Genomic DNA, 18,350 nt, shown 5'->3' with positions numbered 1-18,350 from the left:
GCGGCCTATGCGGAGTGCCACTCGACCGACACCTGAAACGCTTTGGCAATCCGCTCGATCAGCTCTCTCTGGCTGGCGTCGGCAAAGCAGACAGACCCGCCGTCGAGCTTCTCGGGGCAGCCAATCAGGTGCTCGCGCATTTGTTCCAGCGCGGCCCAGCGGTCTTTTTCAGCGCCTGCTTGATCGGGGACGGCAAACGGTGCGGCCAGGTGATCGTACAGATAGCGGCGGCCGGATACACTGGTAAAGCCGTAATCGTCCAACAGAGGAACGTCCATCCCCTCTGGAACCAGCCAGAGCCCGAACTCTTCGTCGATCATGTCGTGCTTTGACAGAATCGCCAGCAGCTTGTCGCGTTCCGCCTCACCCTCGACGATCAACAACTGCTTGTCGCGGTCAAAGACCTCCACCGCATCGCCGATCTTATGGATGACCTGGGCGTAAAAGCCAGGCAATTTGCCGCGCGGAATCTGCATTTCAACGCCAAACATGTGCCGCATGATTGTTTCACCCCGTCATTCTCTGTTACTATGGATTCAATCCCTTCTCATTTTACCGGAATTTTACTGGGGGAACAAGAAAACAGGAGGAGACAGGCATGTCCATATCAATTCGCTCATTTGCCTTGGGGCCGCTTGAGACGAACGCATACCTCGTCAAGAACGAGACAAACGGCGAGTCGATCGTCATCGACCCGGGCATGCAGCCAAAGGCGCTGTTGGATGCCGTCAAGGGAGAAAAGGTCGCAGCGATTCTTTTGACCCATACCCATTTTGACCACATCGGAGGACTGAATGAACTGCGCAGCCTGACGAAGGCGCCTGTCTACGTTCACCCGCTGGAGATGGCCTGGCTGACGGATCCGCGCTTGAACGGTTCCGCCCGGTTCGGCCTGTCGGAGGAGATCGTATGCGAACCGGCCGAGCACGAGTTGGCGGATGGACAGACGCTGGAGTTGGCGGGGATGAGCTTTCAGGTCCTGCACACTCCCGGCCACTCTCCCGGAAGCTGCTCGTTTGTGATTGGCAAACACTGTTTTGGCGGCGATGTGCTGTTTGCTGGCTCGATCGGCCGGACGGACCTGCCGGGCGGCGACTTTGAGACCCTGATGATCAGCATCCAGGACAAATTGTTTGAACTGGCTGACGACACGATTGTCTACCCTGGGCACGGCCCCAGGACGACGGTCGAGACCGAAAAAATGACCAATCCGTTCGTGACTGGATTGCTGCGCTGACATCAGAAAAAGCATCCCGGACGCAATGTTTGCGACGGGATGCCTTTTTCCGCAAGCAAAGATCCACCCGCTCCGGATGGAATTTTGATATTATGCCAAAATAGATCGAGTATTGCGAAGAACGGCTTTCATAAATTCCGATTCAGCGTTGGCATTTCCCGCGATTTTGATTCTGCGTTTCCTCACATCCAGGCTTTTTAGCTGATCCGTTAGGACGACACCAGTAAATGGGAGACCTTCCGGAAGAGGAACCTCAAAAGGATAATTCTTCACTTGGCTTGTAATCGGGCATACAATAGCGAAGCCGGTTAGGCCATTAAACTCTGCTTCGGACAGCACAATGGCGGGACGACGGCCAGCTTGTTCATATCCGGCTTGCGGGTCAAAGTCTAACCATACCAAATCACCACGTCCTGGAATCGTCAAATCAGCTCGTCTCCTTCAACCCCTACATCAATTTCATCATGACGCGGTGTATTTGGCTTCAATTGTAAAAGAAGCTGTTTCAAATGAGCACGCAACTCCTGGTTCGATTCTTCCGGTTTTTTTGTGGGACGAAGCAATAAATCATTTTCCGGTGTCACGATGATCTCAATTTCAGCACCTTCTTCCAAGTTGAGGCGTCTAAGAATTTGGTTCGGAATCCGGATAGCGCTGCTGTTGCCCCATTTACTAAGTGTTGCAATTGTCATAAGAATCATGTCCTTCCCTTTCTTATCATCCAATTATACCCCACCACCCGCAAAAATGTATATACCTATGATATACATCAAGCGTGAATTTGATACTCTGCAGCGCGGGAGGTATAACTTCGCAGCCTGACGAAGGCGCCTTTTGTACGTTTCCCGCCAAAGATGGCATGGCTGACTGCTGCCAATCATTATAGTGCCGACAGCGAATCAAGCCTTTCCTTGGTCAGCAGTTAGTGAGCCGGCACAGGCCGCCAGATACTCCTCCTCCAGCGAAGGAGTGTACCCCCGCGAACGCGCATTCGCGACCTGGGGATCCGGGACGATCAGCATAATCCCCCACAACAGGACGAGCAAACAGAGCTTCATGCCTCGGCTCTGACCTCATCACATGGATGATGCTTTATTCAGTAAGACGCCGGGGATGCAGAATCGTTTCTTTCCAGATCTGAAAAAAGGAAATAGCAGGAAGATGTCGATCGCTGTGGAAAGTTACTACATAGCTCACGGAAAATGAATGGAATTGGAGAGAAAACATGAATGCTGGTAAAATCATTGCCGTTGTCTTGGCCTGCCTGATCCTGACAGGATGTGCTGTTCCGGCATCTGTCGGCACCGAAGCCGCGCCTGCCCCCCAAACCGCAGTCCCGGCCGATCCCGAGACAAGCCCGGAACTGCCGGACCCGCTCCCTGTGTCTGACCTTGAACAGGCAGAAACAGCGCCGCAGGCGGATCAATGGCTGACCCTGATGGCCGTCGGAGATATCATGGTGCACGATGAACAATTGCAGGCGGCTTGGGATGAGCAGCGGAAAAGCTACGACTTCACACCTTCCTTCGCGAAAGTGATCCCGTTTTTTCAGGAGGCGGACATCCTCATCGGCAATCTGGAGACGACGATGGCGGGCAAGGAGCGGCGCTACACGGGGTATCCGGAGTTCAATTCGCCGGAAACGCTGGCGGAAACCTTGAAACAGGTGGGCTTTACTGCGGTCACGACAGCCAACAACCACTCGCTTGACCGGCGCGAAGCGGGGGTCCTGCACACCTTGGATGTACTGGATCAAGTGGGGCTGCCCCATACCGGAACGTTTCGCAACGCCGAGCAGCGGAACGAACCGCTGATCCTGGAGAAAAACGGAATCCGCATTGGGGTATTGGCCTATACGTACGGCACGAACGGCATTCCGCTTCCGGAAGGCAAGCCGTATCTGGTCAATCTGTACGACCCGGCACTGCTGGAGGGGGACGTTGCCAGGGCGCGCGAACTGGGGGCGGACGTCGTCGCCGTCGCCCTTCACTTCGGAGTGGAGTACCAGCGGATGCCCAATCCGATACAGCGCGAGTGGGTAGATCAGTGCTTTGCAGCCGGAGTCGATATCGTGCTCGGTTCGCATCCTCACGTGGTTCAACCGTATGAGTGGCGGACGGTCACAGGGGCTGACGGGGCAGAGCGCAAAGTGTTCGCCATCTATTCGCTCGGCAACTTCATCTCCGCCCAACGCGGCGATTACAAGGATGCGGGCGTGATTTTGCAGCTCGTCCTGCACAAGGGAACAGACGGGCGCACCGCGGTTGAAGAGGCGAAGGTGATCCCGACCTATGTGCACTTTTACCGGACAGGGGGAAAGCGAAATTACGTGATTTACCCGCTGCCGCATACGCAGGAAGCGGTTGGCCAAAACAGACAAGAGACGCATCTGACACCCCAGGTCCTGCAAAAAATGGACAGCATCTACAAAGAGATACAAAGACACGTAGAGTCTCTTCAGCCAAAAGAAAAGGCCAGTTGACGAAACTGGCCTATCGTTTTGCCCCAAAGTCAAAGGACAAACCGATTTTGATTTGCAGCTGCAGCTCCTGGTCTTCGAGCGAAAACTTTTCGACCTGGATGTTGGGTGCGATCTTTGCGGGGTAAAATGCCAAATCGTACTCCTTTTCCATCTCTGCTATGGTCGATTCCGGCAGTTCAAAGCCGTCGTAGTAGAGGTCGGTCATCTTGAATCGCAGCTCTGTCGGGGAGACGAGCTCGTAATGTCCGATGATCTTCATATGGATGTCCTCGTACACCCCGTCGACGGTCAACTGGTTGTCGGAAAACTGAAAGTGGGACTGTTTGAAGATCTCGTTTTTGGAGGCGAGAAACTCGTTGAACTCAGCTTCGCCGATCGTCAGCGTATGGGTTAACAGGCCGTTGGATTTGAAGCGGTCAGACGTGACCAGCTCGGGCAGAGAGTTCATCACCTGGGCCAATACGCCAAAGTAACTGCGAAACGCCGGAAGCCCCCGTTTGCGCCAGTCCGTGACGAGATGATCCATCAGCGATTCCATGGAAGTCACGTCACCCACAAGCTTCAGCTTTTCTTCTTTCTCCTTTTCCAATTGCAGGATGAGTGCCAATTGGCGCTCAAAATGCGCCCGCAATTCCCTCACCTTGTCCAGCCGCTGCTGCTTTTCCGCCAGCAGGGAGGCCGCCTTTTGCCGTTCGGACTGGAAGCTGGCCAACGTGTTCATATCCTGCTCAAACAGGCGCTGCAAGAACTCCGACAGCATGAGAATGTCATTGAAATTTTTCGCATTAAAAAACAGCGTTAAAAGCGAGACCCGCTCGCCGGTGTAATAAGCTCGGGTGATCTGGCCGGCACGCCGCTGCATCGCGGAGATCACCGCAGCCTGCCGGTTCATCTGCAAATCCAACTGGGCCAGCTCGTCAAGCAAGGCCTGTTCTTCTGCCTTGACAATCGTCAGGTTGCGCTCCAGCTCTTTTTGGGTAAAATGTTTTTGCAGGATGAGTTGTTCAAGTGTTTGACCTTCTTCCGCCCAGCCGATGCAAGGCACGACAGCGAGGCACAGGGCGAGAAGCAGGAACAACCATTTTCGCATACGTTCACCTTCAACCGTTTTCTGGGAAGCTTGATTCCGGTTTGCCCGGCATGCTACAATCCATCTCATCACACGCTTCAGAAAACTCTATTTCGTCAGACGGTTACAATGCCGCTTGTTCCATTATAGCGGTTTGATGATTTTTTGCACGTACAAGTGAAAAAACGGATGGCAGGAGGGCCGAAAATGAATCAAGCCGTTCGCGGCATCCACGATGAGATCAGAAGAAGCGCAATAGGGGCAATCCCGTTTGTCCGATTTATGGAATTGGCGTTGTACCACCCCGATTACGGCTATTATATGTCGGAAAAAGTGAAAGTAGGCAAGGAAGGCGATTTTTATACGAGTGCCACGGTGCATCCGGTGTTTGCCGAAACCCTGGCTGATGCGATCATCCGCATCTGGCAGGAGGAAGGATACAGCCGGCCTGCACTGGTCGAGATCGGCGGCGGCACCGGGATCCTGATGAAGCATCTGGCGGCCCGCATATACGAGGCCGCGCCGCTGCTGGCCGACAGGATGCGGCTGGTAATGATTGAGTCCAGCCCGTATCACCGCGAATGCCAGCGCCAGGCGTTGGCCGGCTGCCAGGCGGACGTCGTCTGGTATGCCGCTGTGGAAGAAGCGGTGCAGTCGGAAGCGATCGAAGGGGTCATCCTGTCCAATGAGTGGTTCGACGCCTTTCCGGTTCATCTGGTGAAGCGGCAAGCGGCTGGCTGGACGGAAGCAGGGGTGACCTGGGACGAAGGGGAAGGATGCCTGAAGTGGATGGATTTGCCTGCATTGACGCCGGAGGCGGCGGACTACCTGGCAGAAGAAAAACTGGCCCTCCCGACCGGGATGCAGCTGGAGATCAATCTGGGGATGCGCCGGGCGATCCACGAGGTGTCCCGAATGCTCGTGCGGGGGTATGTTATCACCATCGATTACGGCGGTCTGCAGGATGAGCTGTACTCTGCCCGCCGGATGAGCGGAACGCTCCAATGCTACTACCGGCACCGGGCCCATGACGATCCCCTCGTTTTCGTCGGGGAACAGGACATCACAGCCCACGTCAATTTTTCGGCGCTGATGAAGTGGGGGGAGGAGGCCGGGCTGGTCCCTGTCTCGTTGGAGAGTCAAAGCCAGTTTTTGGTCAAGGCGGGGATTTTGCAAAAGCTGCGGGAACATCAAGACACCAACCCTTTTACCAGCGAGGCGATGCGCAGCAATCAGGCGATTCGGCAGTTGATCAGCCCGGATGGCATGGGAGGGACATTCCGGGTGCTGACACAAAAAAAAGATGCTCGTTAGGAGCATCCTTTTTTCTTTGCCTACGCCCTACATCAGCAGCAGGGAGAGGGATTGTTCGCCTGCACCTGCTGGCGGCATTACGAAGAATGTATAATATGTGAAACCGACAAACGAAAAGAACATGAACCCGAAGAAAATTTGTAAGTACGCTCGTTCGGTTAATTTCATATAGCTTAATGACAGGAAAATGGCAGTTAAACCGAAGAACAGAAGTGACATCTTCATAAGCCCGCCCCAGTAGGCCATAATGGCGATTACCAATGTCCAGAAGCTGAGTACACGATACATGCGATCCATTTGTATCCCCCCTTTACGGCAGCGATGAATAGCGGATAGATTTCCTTCCTCATTATAAAGGACACTATGTCCTGTGTAAACCAGAACGTATGGCGGTTTGATGACAACGGACGGAAGCGCCGCGGCTACCGCCCGAATGGCTTTTGAATCCGCACCAGCGTGTAATTGCAGGATCTGCAGCCGCTGATGAACGAGTCTTCTTCTTGTAGTTCAATCTCCCCAAAGTACACCTCAAATATTCCGGTCAGCATCGAATTATGCATCTTGCAGACGAGCGTGGGGAACCGCTTGGCCGAGTCGAGGAACGTGCAGTTGTGGATGCGAAAGCATATCTGGTCCTCGCCGCGCACATGGATTTCCGGGTTCAACCCTTGTGCGAGGATCAGGCGGTGAATGTGGTCCAGCGCTTGTTCAAAGGACATGCTGCGCGGATCGAGGCTGTCAGCCAGCAGCGCCTGTTTGGCCGCTTCGGTCCCCATTCGCCGCCCGATGCTTATCATGGCCTGTTCACCCACGTCTCCCAGTGACATCAGGCTTTCGATGGCGATGTTGGCAAGCATTTGGTAATCGCGCGGCGGAAACTGCAAGCTGACGACTTGATCAGAGAGAGAATAGAGCCGGCTGGGACGGCCGCCCTTTCCCGATTTATCAGAAGTGGATTGCAGCAGGTTGACGTCTTCCAACTTGCCGAGATGCAAGCGGGAAACATTGGGATGGATGGAAAAATGCTCGGCTACCTCTTGCACGGTTACAGCTTGACCGCGGGAGGCGATAAAACGGTAAATGGCGAAACGGGTGGGGTCGGCTAGCGTACTCGTCAGTTTTTGAGTATTGTTGTCCATGAGCTACCCCCTTGTTTTCAATTTCGCTTATTAGTGTAGCTGATTTTACGCGGATTGTTAAGCTTGAAACTGTTTTGGGAAACAAAACAAAAAGATAATTAATATATTAAACACTATTGACATAGTGTTTATAGGAGTCATATAATTTACTTGAAAAAAGTAAGGGATGAACCTTATCATATTTACTTCTGGATAGGAGGGGTTGTCATGGGAAAAAGTATGAACAAGGAAAAGCTGACTTTCTATACATATCCGAGCTGTACATCATGCCGGAAAACCAAGGCATGGCTGAAGGAAAACAATGTGGCGTACGAGGAGCGCCATCTCTTTAGGGATCCGCCCACTCCCCGGGAGCTGCTCGAGATCATCAAAATGACCAACAACGGAACGGACGAAATTTTGTCGACCCGCAGCCAAAAGTTTAAACAGCTGGAATTTGACATTAACGAAATGACCGTATCGGAGCTGCTCGACTTTCTCAGTGTAGAGCCTCGCCTGTTGAAGCGGCCGATCCTGACCGACGGAGAAAACGTCATCATCGGCTACAACCAATCCGCCATGAAATCGCTGTTGGCGTAAAGCCAATGTACCGCGCGAACAGCGCGGTTTTTTATGTCTCTCCTGCAAAAAGCTAGCTAGTCTGCCCAAAGAGTCAAAATAGAGTCCCTTCCCGTTTAAAGCACATGGGGCTTGGAGATACTTTTCTAGTAGAAAGAGATTCTATGAGAGTAGGGAAAAGCATAGAATGAAGTACATTAACCTCAATGGCAAACGGGAGGGACGTTCTATATGGTAGCTTCAAGACAGGATGCATGGACAGAAGATGACGATTTGGTGCTTGCAGAAGTCACGCTCCGCCACATTCGCGAGGGCGGAACTCAACTTGCGGCTTTTGAAGAGGTAGGCCAGCGGTTGGGCAGGACGGCTGCAGCTTGCGGTTTTCGCTGGAACAGCGCGGTCAGGAAGCGGTATGAGGCGGCCATTGCGATCGCCAAAAGCCAGCGGCAGCAGTTGAAAAAAATTGGCAGGGTGGCGGTACATACAGAATTTGCCGAAGAACAGGATACGTTAAAACCGCTGTCCAAGGGAACGGCAGCGTCATCCGCAAAGAATAACGAGGAAGAGCAGATTGAAGCGGCGATACGTGTATTAATGAACCAAAAGGAAATCATCCGTCGACTCAAACAGCTGGAACGAGAGCTTGAAGACAAGGAACGGGAGGTCAACGAACTAAAGGAACAGAACAGCAAATACAAGAAAGAACTGGAAGGCGTTCAGGGAGTAAACGACGATTACAAAGCACTCATCCAAATCATGGAGAGGGCGCGGAAGCTGGCCTTTTTGCAAGAAGAGGAGGCGGGCGCAAAACCGGTATTTAAGATGGATGAAAATGGAAACCTTGAACGTGTCGAATAAGCTTGCAGACAGCAAAAAGACCCGAGAGACCGGGTCTTTTTTCATGTCGGTTCAGTCTTGCAAACCAACGCCTTCGGGCAGCCAGACGTAAGGGTTTTCGCCGCGGTCGCGAATCGGGTTGTACTTGACCGGGGTAAATCCCATCTTGGTCCAAAATTCGTCAGCCCGGCAGCGCGAGTTGGTTTTAATCGGAGAGCCGAAGCTTTTCGCATGGTTCACCAGCGCCGTGCCAAAGTCTTTGCCTCGATAATCCGGCAGCACTTCCAGTTTCCACAATTCGTAGTAATCCTGGGCAGGGCTGAAATAACGGTCGTACTTGCTGTCTATTTTATACAGACTCATGCGGGCAACCAGCCGATTGCCGTAATAAATGCCGTAAAACGGAGAATCGGAATCGTTTTCGACGATGTTGGCTTCCAGGTCCTCTTTCATCGACAATTCTTCCAGGCCGAATTCACGAAATTTCTGGAATTCCTCAAGCGTCTTGTAGTTAATGCGCAACCGTTCTACTTCATACATCGATCATGCACTCCTCCCGAACCAGTCCTTCAGTGGTATCCTCTTCTATTATACACGAATGATGTGACAATTTCTCCAATGAGTTGCAAAGGAAACACTGGAAGGAAATGTTATTGTCATGGTGCACACAATTTCAAATTTTCTGCTAGAACAATTCCCGAAGAAATGGCAAAATAGGTGATAGCAAGGTAAAGAAGGGAGAGTCGCCATGCAAAAAGTGTTGATCGCCAACCGCGGAGAGATTGCCCGCCGGATCATCCGAACATGCCGCAAGCAGGGAGTAGCTGCGGTAGCCGTATACTCCGACGCGGACAAGGAAATGCCGTTTGTGCGGGAAGCGGACGAGGCTCTGCATATCGGACCGCCGCCCGTGGCCCAGAGTTATTTAAATATTGACGCCATGATAAAAGCGGCCCAGACAGCCGGAGCGGATGCCATTCATCCCGGTTACGGGCTGCTGTCGGAAAACGCTGTATTTGCCGAGCGCTGCACGGCAGCGGGATTGACCTTTATCGGGCCGCCTGCCGGCGTGATTGCGAGTATGGGCGATAAGGTGACAGCGAGGCGGATTATGCGCGAAGCCGGCGTGCCGGTCGTTCCCGGATTTGAAGGGCAGCTGGAGACAGCGGAGGAAGCGGTCGCCAAAGCGCAGGGACTCGGCTACCCTTTGATGTTGAAAGCGAGTGCGGGCGGCGGCGGAATCGGCATGCAGGTCGTGCGCGACGACGAAGAGCTGCGCCGCGCGTTTCAATCTGCCAAGGGACGGGCCAAGGCCTATTTTGGCAACGATACGATGTTCCTGGAGAAATACGTGGAAAACCCCCGCCACATCGAAGTGCAGATAGCCGCCGACCAGCATGGCAACTGCCTTCATCTGCTGGAGCGGGAATGCTCGATCCAGCGCCGCCATCAGAAAGTGGTGGAGGAGAGCCCATCCCCGTTTCTCGATCAGGAAACGCGCGAAAAAATCTGCCGGGCCGCCGTTGAAGCTGCGCGCGCTGTAGCGTATACCGGTGTGGGGACCGTCGAGTTCATCATGGACGAGCAAAAAAAGTTTTACTTTTTGGAGATGAACACGCGCCTGCAGGTCGAACATCCGGTAACGGAAGAGATGACCGGACTCGATCTGGTGGCGATCCAGTTGGATATTGCCCGCGGTTTGCCGATCCCGCTGAAACAGGAGGACGTCAAAGCGCTTCGCCACGCGATTGAGCTGCGCGTTTACGCCGAGGACCCGCAGACGTTTATGCCGTCGCCGGGCCGGATCGTCAGGTACCAGCCCCCGGTCATGCCGCATGTGCGAATCGACGATGGGGTAGAAGCGGGCATCCAGGTTTCTCCGTTCTACGATCCGATGATCGCCAAGGTGATCGTCAGCGGTACGACGCGCGGCGAAGCCGTTGCGAGAGCTGCAGAAGCGCTGGCGGCGTATCAGATCGACGGGATCAAGACCAACCTGCCGTTTTTGCAGGAAGTATTGGCTGATGCGGATTTTCAAGCCGGCGATTACACGACACAGTTCATTGAGCGAAAAAACAGTAAAAGGAGCGTTGGGCAATGAAAAACATCACAGCCAACATGGCGGGCACAGTCTTGAGCCTGCTTGTCCAGGCAGGAGATACGGTCAGCAGCGGACAAGACGTCATCCTGCTGGAGTCAATGAAAATGGAAGTGCCGATTCAGGCGCAGGCAGATGGCAAAATCGCGGAAGTAAAGGTAAGCGCCGGCGATTTTGTCAATGAAGGCGACGTCATTCTTGTCCTGGAGTAATTTTGCGTCAATTCTGAGCGGCCGCTAGGTTTGCCGGAGGAGGTAGCGAAATGGATGTGCGCATCGTCGAAGTAGGCCCCCGCGACGGCCTGCAAAACGAAACGGCTGTCGTGCCGACAAACGTCAAGATCGAGCTGATCAACCGCTTGTCGCAAGCGGGCTTGCGCTTTATTGAAGCCAGTTCGTTCGTCGATCCGAGGTGGATTCCGCAGCTGGCCGACGCAGCCGAGGTGCTGGGCGGCATCGCCAGGCAGCCGGGGGTTGCCTACAGCGCGCTCGTGCCCAACCTTCGCGGTCTGGAGCGGGCCCGGGGGACGGCACTTGCGGAAATTGCCGTGTTCATGTCGGCCAGCGAGAGCCACAACAGGAAAAATATCAACAAATCGATCGCCGAGACATATCCGGTCCTGGAAGAGGTGGTGCAGGAGGCGAAACGCATGGGTTTGCGCGTGCGCGGCTACGTCTCGACCGTGTTCGGCTGCCCCTACGAAGGAGATGTGCCTGTCTCGGCAGCGGTGAAAGTGACGGAGCGGCTGCTAAACATGGGTGTCTACGAAGTATCGATCGGGGATACGATCGGGGTGGCGACTCCCAAACAGGTCCGGGAAAAATTTGCCGTCCTGGTGAAAGCGTTTACTCCCGGACGGCTGGCTGCCCACTTCCACGACACCCGCGGCACTGGTCTGGCCAACGTCACAGCCGCACTGGATGAGGGGATTTGCACCTTTGACAGTTCGCTCGGCGGATTGGGCGGCTGTCCCTATGCACCGGGGGCGGCAGGCAACATCTCGACCGAAGATCTGGTTTACCTGCTTCACGGGATGGGGTATCGCACCGGCGTCGATCTGGAGCGGCTGGCGGAAGCGGGCCAGTACATCCAAAGCCGCCTGGGGCGACAGCTGCCTTCCAGGATGCTGCAGGCCCATTGTGCGGCCAAACGGACAAGTGAGGGAGGAGACTCTTCATGGCGATAACCCTGCAAAGAGAGGAGCAGGTCGGCATCCTGACGATCGAGCGGCCGGAAGTGCACAACTGTCTCAATCTTGAGACAGTGCAAATGCTGCGGCAGCAGGTGAGTCAACTGAGCGCGGATCGGGATGTGCGAGTGGTGATCGTCACCGGTGCGGGCGACAAGGCGTTTTGCGCCGGAGCGGACTTGAAGGAGCGGCGGACGATGAGCGAATCGCAGGTGCGAGTGTTTATCCGCGCCATTCGCGATGCCTTCAGCGAACTGGAACGCCTGCCTCAACCGGTTATTGCCGCGATCAACGGAGCAGCCTTTGGCGGCGGGACGGAGCTGGCGCTGGCCTGTGATCTGCGGGTGATGAGCGAGACCGCGCAAATGGGCCTGACGGAAACGTCGCTCGGCATCATTCCTGGCGCGGGCGGAACCCAGCGGCTGCCGCGGCTGGTGGGAAAAGGGAAGGCGAAAGAGCTGATTTTCACTGCCCGGCGGATCACGGCGCGCGAAGCCTTGGCCATCGGCTTGGTCAACCGCGTCGTTCCGGCGGGGCAAGTGCTTTCGGCTGCCCTGACGCTGGCGAAAGAGATCGCCATGAACGCGCCGATCGCGTTGGAACAGGCCAAATACGCCATCGACTACGGCATGGAGACAGACCTGGCGACAGGCCTCGCAATCGAGAGCAGCGCCTACCAGGTCACGATTCCGACCAAGGATCGCCTGGAAGGCCTTGCCGCATTCCAGGAAAAGCGGAAGCCGGTATACCGCGGCGAATAAAGAGAAAGAGGAGGGTCCAGATGAGCAAACAATGGGAGGAGACGCTTCGCGAGCGGATCGCACAAGTGGAGCGGGGCGGAGAGCAAAAATACCACGAGAAGCTGAAGGAGCAGAACAAGCTGTTTGTTCGCGACCGGCTGACCTTGTTGTTCGATGATGAGTTTATGGTAGAAGACGGCCTGTTCGCCAATTTCCTCGCCAAAGACCTGCCGGCTGACGGCGTGGTCACCGCGATTGGTCGGGTGAACGGACAGACCGTCTGTGTCATGGCCAACGATTCCACCGTCAAAGCAGGATCATGGGGTTCGCGTACGGTGGAAAAAATCATCCGCATCCAGGAGACGGCCGAAAAAATGCGCGTGCCGCTGATCTATCTCGTCGATTCGGCAGGCGCCCGCATTACGGATCAGCTGGACATGTTCCCCGGCCGGCGCGGAGCGGGACGAATTTTTTACAACCAGGTGAAGCTGTCTGGAAAAATTCCGCAAATCTGCATCCTGTTTGGGCCATCTGCAGCGGGCGGGGCTTATATCCCCGCTTTTTGCGACATCGTGATCATGGTGGAGCAGAACGCCAGCATGTACTTGGGTTCGCCCCGGATGGCGGAGATGGTCATCGGGGAAAAAGTGTCGCTCGAGGAATTAGGCGGCGCCCGGATGCACTGTACGGTGAGCGGCTGCGGGGATGTGCTGGCGGCGAGCGAGGAAGAAGCGATTCAGGCGGCCCGCCGTTACCTGGCGTTTTTTCCGGCCAACTACACGGAGCAGCCCCCGGCCGCGGCAGCGAAACCACCGAGTCCGCAAGCGAAGGACCCGGCGTCGATCGTCCCGGAAAACCAAAACGCGCCTTTCAACATGTACGACTTTATCGACGCCCTGATCGACGAAGGCTCATTCTTTGAGGTGAAAAAGCTGTTTGCACCGGAACTGATTACCGGACTGGCGCGGCTCGACGGCAAACCGGTCGGCATTATCGCCAACCAACCGCGGGTGAAGGGCGGAGTTCTGTTCGTCGATTCCGCTGACAAGGCGGCGCGCTTCATCAATTTGTGCGACGCTTTCCACATCCCGCTGCTCTTCCTCGCAGACGTCCCCGGGTTTATGATCGGCACCGCGGTAGAGAGGGCAGGCATCATCCGCCACGGAGCGAAGATGATCTCGGCGGTGTCGGAGGCTACCGTGCCGAAAATCTCTGTGATCGTCCGCAAAGCTTACGGGGCTGGGCTGTACGCAATGGCAGGCCCGGCGTTTGAGCCGGATGCGTGTCTGGCGCTTCCGGGAGCGCAGATTGCCGTGATGGGACCCGAAGCAGCCGTGAATGCCGTGTACAGCAACAAGATCCAGGCGATTGAAGATCCCAAGGAGCGGCAGGCGTTTATCATGGAGCAGCGCCGTTTGTATCAAGAGGACATCGACATTTACCTCTTGGCCTCCAATCTGATCGTCGACGGCATCGTCGCCCCCGGGCATTTGCGCGAAGAACTGATCAGCCGCTTTCAGGTGTACAGCAGCAAAGTGCAGCGTTTTACGGATCGCAAGCATCCCGTCTACCCCGTATAGAGCGGGGCTGAGATGCCTTTTTCGGCAGTGAACGCGGCCGTGTGGTCCGGCCAACGCCATGAGCGCCACAACGTGTGCCGGGAGAGGCACACGTTTAGATCCTCCATTTCCTGGTACGGGAAAAAATATTCCAGATCGTTTTCCGCCGCCGCCAATTTTTGGTATGCTAGTACTATCTCTGATATTGTCTGGAGGAGTAGGGTATGCACCTGGTGGTAATTGGCGGTGGTTCAGTCGGATTGCTGCTGGCAGGACGGCTGCAGCTTTGCGGGCAGACGGTTGCCTTGCTGACGCGCGGCGAAGAACAAGCGGCGCGGCTGCAGCGCGAGCAGCTGACCATCCACACCTTGTCAGGCGAGTGTTTGCAGGCGCCGGTTTCGGCATGCGCCTTTTCGGATCCGCTTCCTGCTGCTGACTGTTACCTCTTGGCCGTAAAACAGCCATTTCTTCCCGACCTTTTGCCGGCATTGGCGAAGCTGCCAGATTCAGCCCGGGTTGTCGCGCTGCAGAACGGCATGGGACATGAAGAACTGCTGCGTTCCGTCATTCCCGCAGAACGCCTTTTTTTCGCTGTCAACACGGAAGGAGCCAAGCGATTGTCTCCGGTTGAAGTTGCTCATACCGGCCGCGGCCGGCTGCGCCTGGGACCGTGGCGGAAACAAGCCTCCCGGGACCCGCTCATCGCTGACTTGGTCAAGCTGCTGTCCGAGTGTTCCATCGATGCCGAGTACGTTGACGAAGCGTCCGGGCTCTTGTGGCGGAAATTATTGGCGAACGCCTGCATCAATCCGCTCACGGCGTTATTTGAAGTTCACAACGGGATGCTCGTCCAATCTCCGTTATTGACGTCCCTGATGCGCCAATTGTTTAGGGAGGCGGCAGAGGTTGCAAATGCAGCAGGACAAAAAATCACGGAAAAAGATTGGCAGGAGATTGTAACCATTTGCCGAAATACTTTCCGAAATGATTCTTCGATGTTACAGGATTTGCGGCACGGCAGGCCTACTGAGATCGAATCGATCAGCGGCTACATCGCGGGCAAAGGGAAGGAAAACGGCATCCCGACACCGCTGCATGAGACTTTGCGCCGTGCTGTACTCCTCAAGCAAACTGTGCACCGGGGAGGGGCGTCGAATGGGGATTCTGGCTAACGTTTGGGGTATTTTCACCACCATACCTTTTGCAGGGTTCGTTTTGGTGTACCTGATCGTTTACGCTGTGAAGAGCGATCGGCGGCGCGCTCTCAGCTGGTCGATTAATATTACGAATATTTTCTTAATTCATGCCATCCTCGTCCTGCACGCGCACAACTGGCCCGAGGCATGGTCCGCATGGTGGGGGATACTTTTGCTGTTCGCCGGTTTGGCGGGTCTGCTGGCCTTTTTGCAAATGCGGCTGAGGGGATCTGTTTCCATTCGTAAAATCGGATTTTCCACATGGCGGCTCTCCTTTCTGATCTTAAGCGTTGCCTATGTGTTTTTATTTAGTGCCGGCCTCTGGAAGACCATGCAAAGTGTATAAGTTGAGGGGGTGATACCGATGAACCATCCGATACATACGATCGGTCAAAAAATCCGGATGTTTCGCAAGGAAAAAGGATTTACCCTGGAGGTGTTGGCGGATAAGACCGGACTTAGCAAAGGGCTGCTCAGCCAGGTGGAGCGGGGCATTTCCCAGCCGTCACTCGATTCGCTGTGGAAGATTACCCGCGCCCTTGAAGCTTCGTTTGCGCAATTTTTCGAGGAGCTGGACCAAAAACGCGTCTACCACATCTACAAAGAGAAGCGCAGAGAGATGCTGTTTCCGGAATCCACCGGGTCTTATTCCTTGCTCTCCAAAGGCGGAAATGCCAAGCTTGGGCTGATCGAGGTCCGCCTGCAGCCTGGAGATGTGGCGAGGGACCGCTTCGTCCAGCAGGAGGGGGAAGAATGCCTGGTTGTGACCAAGGGAACGGTAGAAGTGAAAGCGGGCGAAGACACCTTTTACCTCAAGACTGGAGACAGCCTTCACATAGACAGTATACAGCAGCGTGTCATCTCCAATCAGGGGAACGAAGAAGCGATTATTTTGTGGGCCGTGACGCCGCCGCAATTGTAAACATTTGGACCTGGTGAGCTGCATCTGCAGCTCATTTTTTCGACGAAAAGCGTACCCGTCTATGCAGGGACACCAATCCTGTCGTCGATCCCGAACATCAGGTGCGGGATGTAATCAAGGAAAACGGATTTTTCATTGCCGAAGAGGGCATGGAGTTTTTCCTCTAATACGGAACACCCCACAAGCAAGTCAGCCGATTTCAAGCAGGTTGACTTGTTTTTCGTTGCTTGGCGACATGATATAATGCGAGGGTAAGCACGATAGGAAAGAAGGAGCACACATGGACATTCAAAGCGTCTCATTGCCGCTTTCGAACAGGCTGGCAGACGACTATCTGCGCGGCGACCCGAAAGCCGCCTCATTCTTTACATATTTGCCCTATGAAGAAGAATCGTACCGCCAGCGGCTAAACTGGCTTCGCAAGCAGCACTACCCTCACCGGGAACAGCTGGCCGATGGCCTCCTTGCCTATAACCGTCAATTGGAAAACGACGCTGAGGTGTTTCGCCAGATCGAAAAACTGAGACATTCAGATACATATGTCGTGATCGGAGGACAGCAGGCAGGTGTCATGACCGGACCGCTTTATACGATCCACAAGGCGGTCACCCTGATTCAAACCGCTCGCCACCTGCAGGAGATGCTGCAGGTGGATATTGTGCCTGTCTTTTGGATTGCCGGAGAAGATCACGACCTCGAGGAGATCAACCATCTCTACTACGAGACAGAGGAACAGCAGCTAAAAAAGCTCAAATTGTCCATCAAACAGCGCGGCAGGTTCTCCGCGAGCATGCTGCCGGTAGCTCCGGAAGAGATGATCCGCTTTGCAGATCAGTTTTTGGACGTGCATCCTGAGACCGACGCGACTGCTTCCCTGCGCCGGCTGCTGCACGAGACGGCGCAGGGCGCCGACACGCTGGTCGAGTGGTTTGCGCTTCTGATGGCCCGGTTGTTCGGCAAACACGGATTGGTTCTCGTCGAGTCTTCCTCGCCGTTTATCCGCTCTATCCAGCGGCCTGTGTTTCGCCAGGTCATCGAGCAGCCCGAGAGAATGGCCGAATTGCTGCGGGAGGCAGAGCATCGCATCCGCCTGGCTGGCTATGAACCTCAGCTGGAGCTTAGCGACCGCGGGGGCAATCTGTTTTTGTACGAAGCCGGGGAGCGCTTGCTTCTGGAATATGAAGACGGCCGCTTTTCGACCAAAGACGGGAGAAATTCGTACAGCCGCGAGCAGTTGCTCGGCCTGCTGGAGACGGAGCCGGAGAGGTTCAGCGCGAACGTGGTGACACGGCCGCTCAGCCAGGAACACATCTTTCCTACCCTGGCATTTGCAGGCGGACCGGGAGAGATCGCCTACTGGGCCTTTTACAAGGAATGCTTTGCCGCTTTGGGCTATCAACTGCCGATCATACTCCCGCGCACGTCCATTACCTTGGTCGACCGGACGATCGAACGCAGCATGAAGCAGTTCGGGCTGGGTATCGAAACGGTCATGAGCGGGTTTCGGGAATGGCAGAATGACTGGCTGGCCAGTCTGCAGGAGGATGGACTCGCTGAACAATTTGCCAGCACGAGAAAAAAATTGGCAGAGCTGTACCTCCCTTTGTTGGAAAACGTGGTCCGGTTTGATGCCGGCCTGAGCGGACTGGCGGACAAGAACCTGGAGATGCTGCTCTCGCAGGTGGATTTTTTGGAAAAGCGAGTACAGCAATCGCTGCTTAGGCGCCACGAGGTAGCGGTAAAAAGGCTGAAGCGAATCGAGGCTGCCCTGATTCCGGAAGGTGTCTGGCAGGAGAGGGTGTATTCGGTCATTAGCTATATGAATAAGTACGGGCTTGACTTCGTCGATCGACTGGCGGCAGCGCCGCTTGCGTTTGGCCCCGATCACAAGGTCGTCTACCTCTGATATGGAATGGGTAGGGAGCGGAAGGCATTCTTTTTTTGGACGGGTTTCCAGCTACATACGATGCTTTGTTGCTCACTTTTCGGGAAGGCTTTGAACAAGTTGAA

22 protein-coding genes are annotated in these 18,350 nt (G+C 55.0%); 14 read left to right on the top strand and 8 right to left on the bottom strand.

From position 1 onward, the window contains the following. Positions 1-5 precede the first annotated feature (5 nt). A complete protein-coding gene (locus HGBM_RS08830; RefSeq protein ID WP_019120734.1) occupies positions 6-500 on the bottom strand; it encodes a hypothetical protein in 495 nt (164 codons plus the stop codon). Between the two features lie 98 nt (positions 501-598). Between HGBM_RS08830 and HGBM_RS08825 the strand changes: the two genes are divergently transcribed. Then, positions 599-1,237, top strand: a complete 639-nt coding sequence (locus tag HGBM_RS08825) for an MBL fold metallo-hydrolase (RefSeq protein WP_019120733.1) — start codon at positions 599-601, stop codon at positions 1,235-1,237. A gap of 90 nt (positions 1,238-1,327) precedes the next feature. On the opposite strand, the gene HGBM_RS08820 is transcribed toward HGBM_RS08825, so the two are convergent. The 3 genes from HGBM_RS08820 to HGBM_RS30295 all read right to left on the bottom strand — a co-directional run bounded on the left by HGBM_RS08820 (position 1,328) and on the right by HGBM_RS30295 (position 2,295). Beyond that, a complete protein-coding gene (locus tag HGBM_RS08820) occupies positions 1,328-1,663 on the bottom strand; it encodes a type II toxin-antitoxin system PemK/MazF family toxin (protein ID WP_019120732.1) in 336 nt (111 codons plus the stop codon). Next, positions 1,660-1,962 (bottom strand): AbrB/MazE/SpoVT family DNA-binding domain-containing protein, encoded by a 303-nt coding sequence (locus tag HGBM_RS08815; protein ID WP_019120731.1) that lies wholly within the window; start codon positions 1,960-1,962, stop codon positions 1,660-1,662. Before HGBM_RS08815 ends, HGBM_RS08820 begins: the two co-directional genes overlap by 4 nt. 174 nt (positions 1,963-2,136) lie before the next feature. Then, positions 2,137-2,295 (bottom strand): hypothetical protein, encoded by a 159-nt coding sequence (locus HGBM_RS30295; RefSeq protein WP_019120730.1) that lies wholly within the window; start codon positions 2,293-2,295, stop codon positions 2,137-2,139. Between the two features lie 167 nt (positions 2,296-2,462). Between HGBM_RS30295 and HGBM_RS08805 the strand changes: the two genes are divergently transcribed. Next, positions 2,463-3,719, top strand: coding sequence for a CapA family protein (locus HGBM_RS08805; RefSeq protein WP_019120729.1), 1,257 nt, complete (start codon positions 2,463-2,465; stop codon positions 3,717-3,719). A gap of 10 nt (positions 3,720-3,729) precedes the next feature. On the opposite strand, the gene HGBM_RS08800 is transcribed toward HGBM_RS08805, so the two are convergent. Continuing rightward, complete coding sequence (locus tag HGBM_RS08800) at positions 3,730-4,809, bottom strand: coiled-coil domain-containing protein (protein WP_019120728.1); 1,080 nt, start codon at positions 4,807-4,809, stop codon at positions 3,730-3,732. Between the two features lie 186 nt (positions 4,810-4,995). Between HGBM_RS08800 and HGBM_RS08795 the strand changes: the two genes are divergently transcribed. Then, entirely contained in the window at positions 4,996-6,102 is a 1,107-nt protein-coding gene (locus HGBM_RS08795) for a class I SAM-dependent methyltransferase (protein WP_019120727.1), read from the top strand. A 27-nt stretch (positions 6,103-6,129) separates the two neighbouring features. On the opposite strand, the gene HGBM_RS08790 is transcribed toward HGBM_RS08795, so the two are convergent. Together HGBM_RS08790 and HGBM_RS08785 are read right to left on the bottom strand one after the other, a co-directional pair. Further along, the gene (locus tag HGBM_RS08790; RefSeq protein WP_019120726.1) at positions 6,130-6,399 is read right to left on the bottom strand and encodes a DUF2626 family protein; all 270 of its coding nucleotides are present in this window, start codon (positions 6,397-6,399) and stop codon (positions 6,130-6,132) included. A gap of 125 nt (positions 6,400-6,524) precedes the next feature. Beyond that, complete coding sequence (locus HGBM_RS08785; protein ID WP_019120725.1) at positions 6,525-7,241, bottom strand: helix-turn-helix transcriptional regulator; 717 nt, start codon at positions 7,239-7,241, stop codon at positions 6,525-6,527. Between the two features lie 207 nt (positions 7,242-7,448). Between HGBM_RS08785 and HGBM_RS27045 the strand changes: the two genes are divergently transcribed. Both HGBM_RS27045 and HGBM_RS08775 read left to right on the top strand, forming a co-directional pair. Further along, a complete protein-coding gene (locus HGBM_RS27045; protein WP_019120724.1) occupies positions 7,449-7,820 on the top strand; it encodes a Spx/MgsR family RNA polymerase-binding regulatory protein in 372 nt (123 codons plus the stop codon). A gap of 210 nt (positions 7,821-8,030) precedes the next feature. After that, complete coding sequence (locus tag HGBM_RS08775; RefSeq protein ID WP_019120723.1) at positions 8,031-8,657, top strand: RsfA family transcriptional regulator; 627 nt, start codon at positions 8,031-8,033, stop codon at positions 8,655-8,657. A gap of 51 nt (positions 8,658-8,708) precedes the next feature. Here HGBM_RS08775 and HGBM_RS08770 read toward each other — a convergent pair whose 3' ends face one another. Then, positions 8,709-9,176, bottom strand: coding sequence for an N-acetyltransferase (locus HGBM_RS08770; protein WP_019120722.1), 468 nt, complete (start codon positions 9,174-9,176; stop codon positions 8,709-8,711). Between the two features lie 208 nt (positions 9,177-9,384). On the opposite strand from HGBM_RS08770, the gene HGBM_RS08765 reads away from it, so the two are divergent. The 9 genes from HGBM_RS08765 (at position 9,385) to bshC (ending at position 18,246) form a co-directional block, all read left to right on the top strand. Next, the gene (locus tag HGBM_RS08765; protein WP_019120721.1) at positions 9,385-10,737 is read left to right on the top strand and encodes an acetyl-CoA carboxylase biotin carboxylase subunit; all 1,353 of its coding nucleotides are present in this window, start codon (positions 9,385-9,387) and stop codon (positions 10,735-10,737) included. Then, positions 10,734-10,946 (top strand): acetyl-CoA carboxylase biotin carboxyl carrier protein subunit, encoded by a 213-nt coding sequence (locus tag HGBM_RS08760; RefSeq protein WP_019120720.1) that lies wholly within the window; start codon positions 10,734-10,736, stop codon positions 10,944-10,946. The genes HGBM_RS08765 and HGBM_RS08760 overlap by 4 nt, the downstream gene beginning before the upstream one ends. A gap of 50 nt (positions 10,947-10,996) precedes the next feature. Then, complete coding sequence (locus tag HGBM_RS08755; protein ID WP_019120719.1) at positions 10,997-11,920, top strand: hydroxymethylglutaryl-CoA lyase; 924 nt, start codon at positions 10,997-10,999, stop codon at positions 11,918-11,920. Beyond that, a complete protein-coding gene (locus HGBM_RS08750) occupies positions 11,911-12,684 on the top strand; it encodes an enoyl-CoA hydratase (protein WP_019120718.1) in 774 nt (257 codons plus the stop codon). The genes HGBM_RS08755 and HGBM_RS08750 overlap by 10 nt, the downstream gene beginning before the upstream one ends. Positions 12,685-12,704: 20 nt before the next feature. After that, entirely contained in the window at positions 12,705-14,243 is a 1,539-nt protein-coding gene (locus HGBM_RS08745) for an acyl-CoA carboxylase subunit beta (RefSeq protein WP_019120717.1), read from the top strand. A 203-nt stretch (positions 14,244-14,446) separates the two neighbouring features. Then, positions 14,447-15,394 (top strand): ketopantoate reductase family protein, encoded by a 948-nt coding sequence (locus HGBM_RS08740; RefSeq protein ID WP_019120716.1) that lies wholly within the window; start codon positions 14,447-14,449, stop codon positions 15,392-15,394. Next, positions 15,378-15,764, top strand: coding sequence for a DUF3397 family protein (locus HGBM_RS08735; protein WP_019120715.1), 387 nt, complete (start codon positions 15,378-15,380; stop codon positions 15,762-15,764). The genes HGBM_RS08740 and HGBM_RS08735 overlap by 17 nt, the downstream gene beginning before the upstream one ends. 18 nt (positions 15,765-15,782) lie before the next feature. Then, positions 15,783-16,340, top strand: coding sequence for a helix-turn-helix domain-containing protein (locus tag HGBM_RS08730; RefSeq protein ID WP_019120714.1), 558 nt, complete (start codon positions 15,783-15,785; stop codon positions 16,338-16,340). 280 nt (positions 16,341-16,620) lie between these two features. Continuing rightward, positions 16,621-18,246 carry a bacillithiol biosynthesis cysteine-adding enzyme BshC gene (gene bshC, locus HGBM_RS08725; protein ID WP_019120713.1) on the top strand — a complete coding sequence of 542 codons (1,626 nt, stop codon included), beginning with the start codon at positions 16,621-16,623 and terminating at the stop codon, positions 18,244-18,246. Positions 18,247-18,350 lie beyond the last annotated feature (104 nt).

Source organism: Brevibacillus massiliensis (genome assembly GCF_000311785.1).
Lineage (GTDB): Bacteria > Bacillota > Bacilli > Brevibacillales > Brevibacillaceae > Brevibacillus_C > Brevibacillus_C massiliensis.
This window is presented reverse-complemented; position numbering and strand designations above follow the sequence as displayed.

Excerpts from the sequence above, each read along its gene's own strand:
- HGBM_RS08735 (WP_019120715.1), top strand. The coding sequence starts at position 15,378 with ATGGGGATTCTGGCTAACGTTTGGGGTATTTTCACCACCATACCTTTT.
- HGBM_RS08770 (WP_019120722.1), bottom strand. The coding sequence starts at position 9,176 with ATGTATGAAGTAGAACGGTTGCGCATTAACTACAAGACGCTTGAGGAA.
- HGBM_RS08740 (WP_019120716.1), top strand. The coding sequence starts at position 14,447 with ATGCACCTGGTGGTAATTGGCGGTGGTTCAGTCGGATTGCTGCTGGCA.
- HGBM_RS08765 (WP_019120721.1), top strand. The coding sequence starts at position 9,385 with ATGCAAAAAGTGTTGATCGCCAACCGCGGAGAGATTGCCCGCCGGATC.
- HGBM_RS08785 (WP_019120725.1), bottom strand. The coding sequence starts at position 7,241 with ATGGACAACAATACTCAAAAACTGACGAGTACGCTAGCCGACCCCACC.
- HGBM_RS08795 (WP_019120727.1), top strand. The coding sequence starts at position 4,996 with ATGAATCAAGCCGTTCGCGGCATCCACGATGAGATCAGAAGAAGCGCA.
- HGBM_RS08775 (WP_019120723.1), top strand. The coding sequence starts at position 8,031 with ATGGTAGCTTCAAGACAGGATGCATGGACAGAAGATGACGATTTGGTG.
- HGBM_RS08800 (WP_019120728.1), bottom strand. The coding sequence starts at position 4,809 with ATGCGAAAATGGTTGTTCCTGCTTCTCGCCCTGTGCCTCGCTGTCGTG.
- HGBM_RS08790 (WP_019120726.1), bottom strand. The coding sequence starts at position 6,399 with ATGGATCGCATGTATCGTGTACTCAGCTTCTGGACATTGGTAATCGCC.
- HGBM_RS08825 (WP_019120733.1), top strand. The coding sequence starts at position 599 with ATGTCCATATCAATTCGCTCATTTGCCTTGGGGCCGCTTGAGACGAAC.
- HGBM_RS30295 (WP_019120730.1), bottom strand. The coding sequence starts at position 2,295 with ATGAAGCTCTGTTTGCTCGTCCTGTTGTGGGGGATTATGCTGATCGTC.
- HGBM_RS08755 (WP_019120719.1), top strand. The coding sequence starts at position 10,997 with ATGGATGTGCGCATCGTCGAAGTAGGCCCCCGCGACGGCCTGCAAAAC.
- HGBM_RS08750 (WP_019120718.1), top strand. The coding sequence starts at position 11,911 with ATGGCGATAACCCTGCAAAGAGAGGAGCAGGTCGGCATCCTGACGATC.
- HGBM_RS08760 (WP_019120720.1), top strand. The coding sequence starts at position 10,734 with ATGAAAAACATCACAGCCAACATGGCGGGCACAGTCTTGAGCCTGCTT.
- HGBM_RS08745 (WP_019120717.1), top strand. The coding sequence starts at position 12,705 with ATGAGCAAACAATGGGAGGAGACGCTTCGCGAGCGGATCGCACAAGTG.
- HGBM_RS27045 (WP_019120724.1), top strand. The coding sequence starts at position 7,449 with ATGGGAAAAAGTATGAACAAGGAAAAGCTGACTTTCTATACATATCCG.
- HGBM_RS08805 (WP_019120729.1), top strand. The coding sequence starts at position 2,463 with ATGAATGCTGGTAAAATCATTGCCGTTGTCTTGGCCTGCCTGATCCTG.
- HGBM_RS08830 (WP_019120734.1), bottom strand. The coding sequence starts at position 500 with ATGCGGCACATGTTTGGCGTTGAAATGCAGATTCCGCGCGGCAAATTG.
- bshC (WP_019120713.1), top strand. The coding sequence starts at position 16,621 with ATGGACATTCAAAGCGTCTCATTGCCGCTTTCGAACAGGCTGGCAGAC.
- HGBM_RS08730 (WP_019120714.1), top strand. The coding sequence starts at position 15,783 with ATGAACCATCCGATACATACGATCGGTCAAAAAATCCGGATGTTTCGC.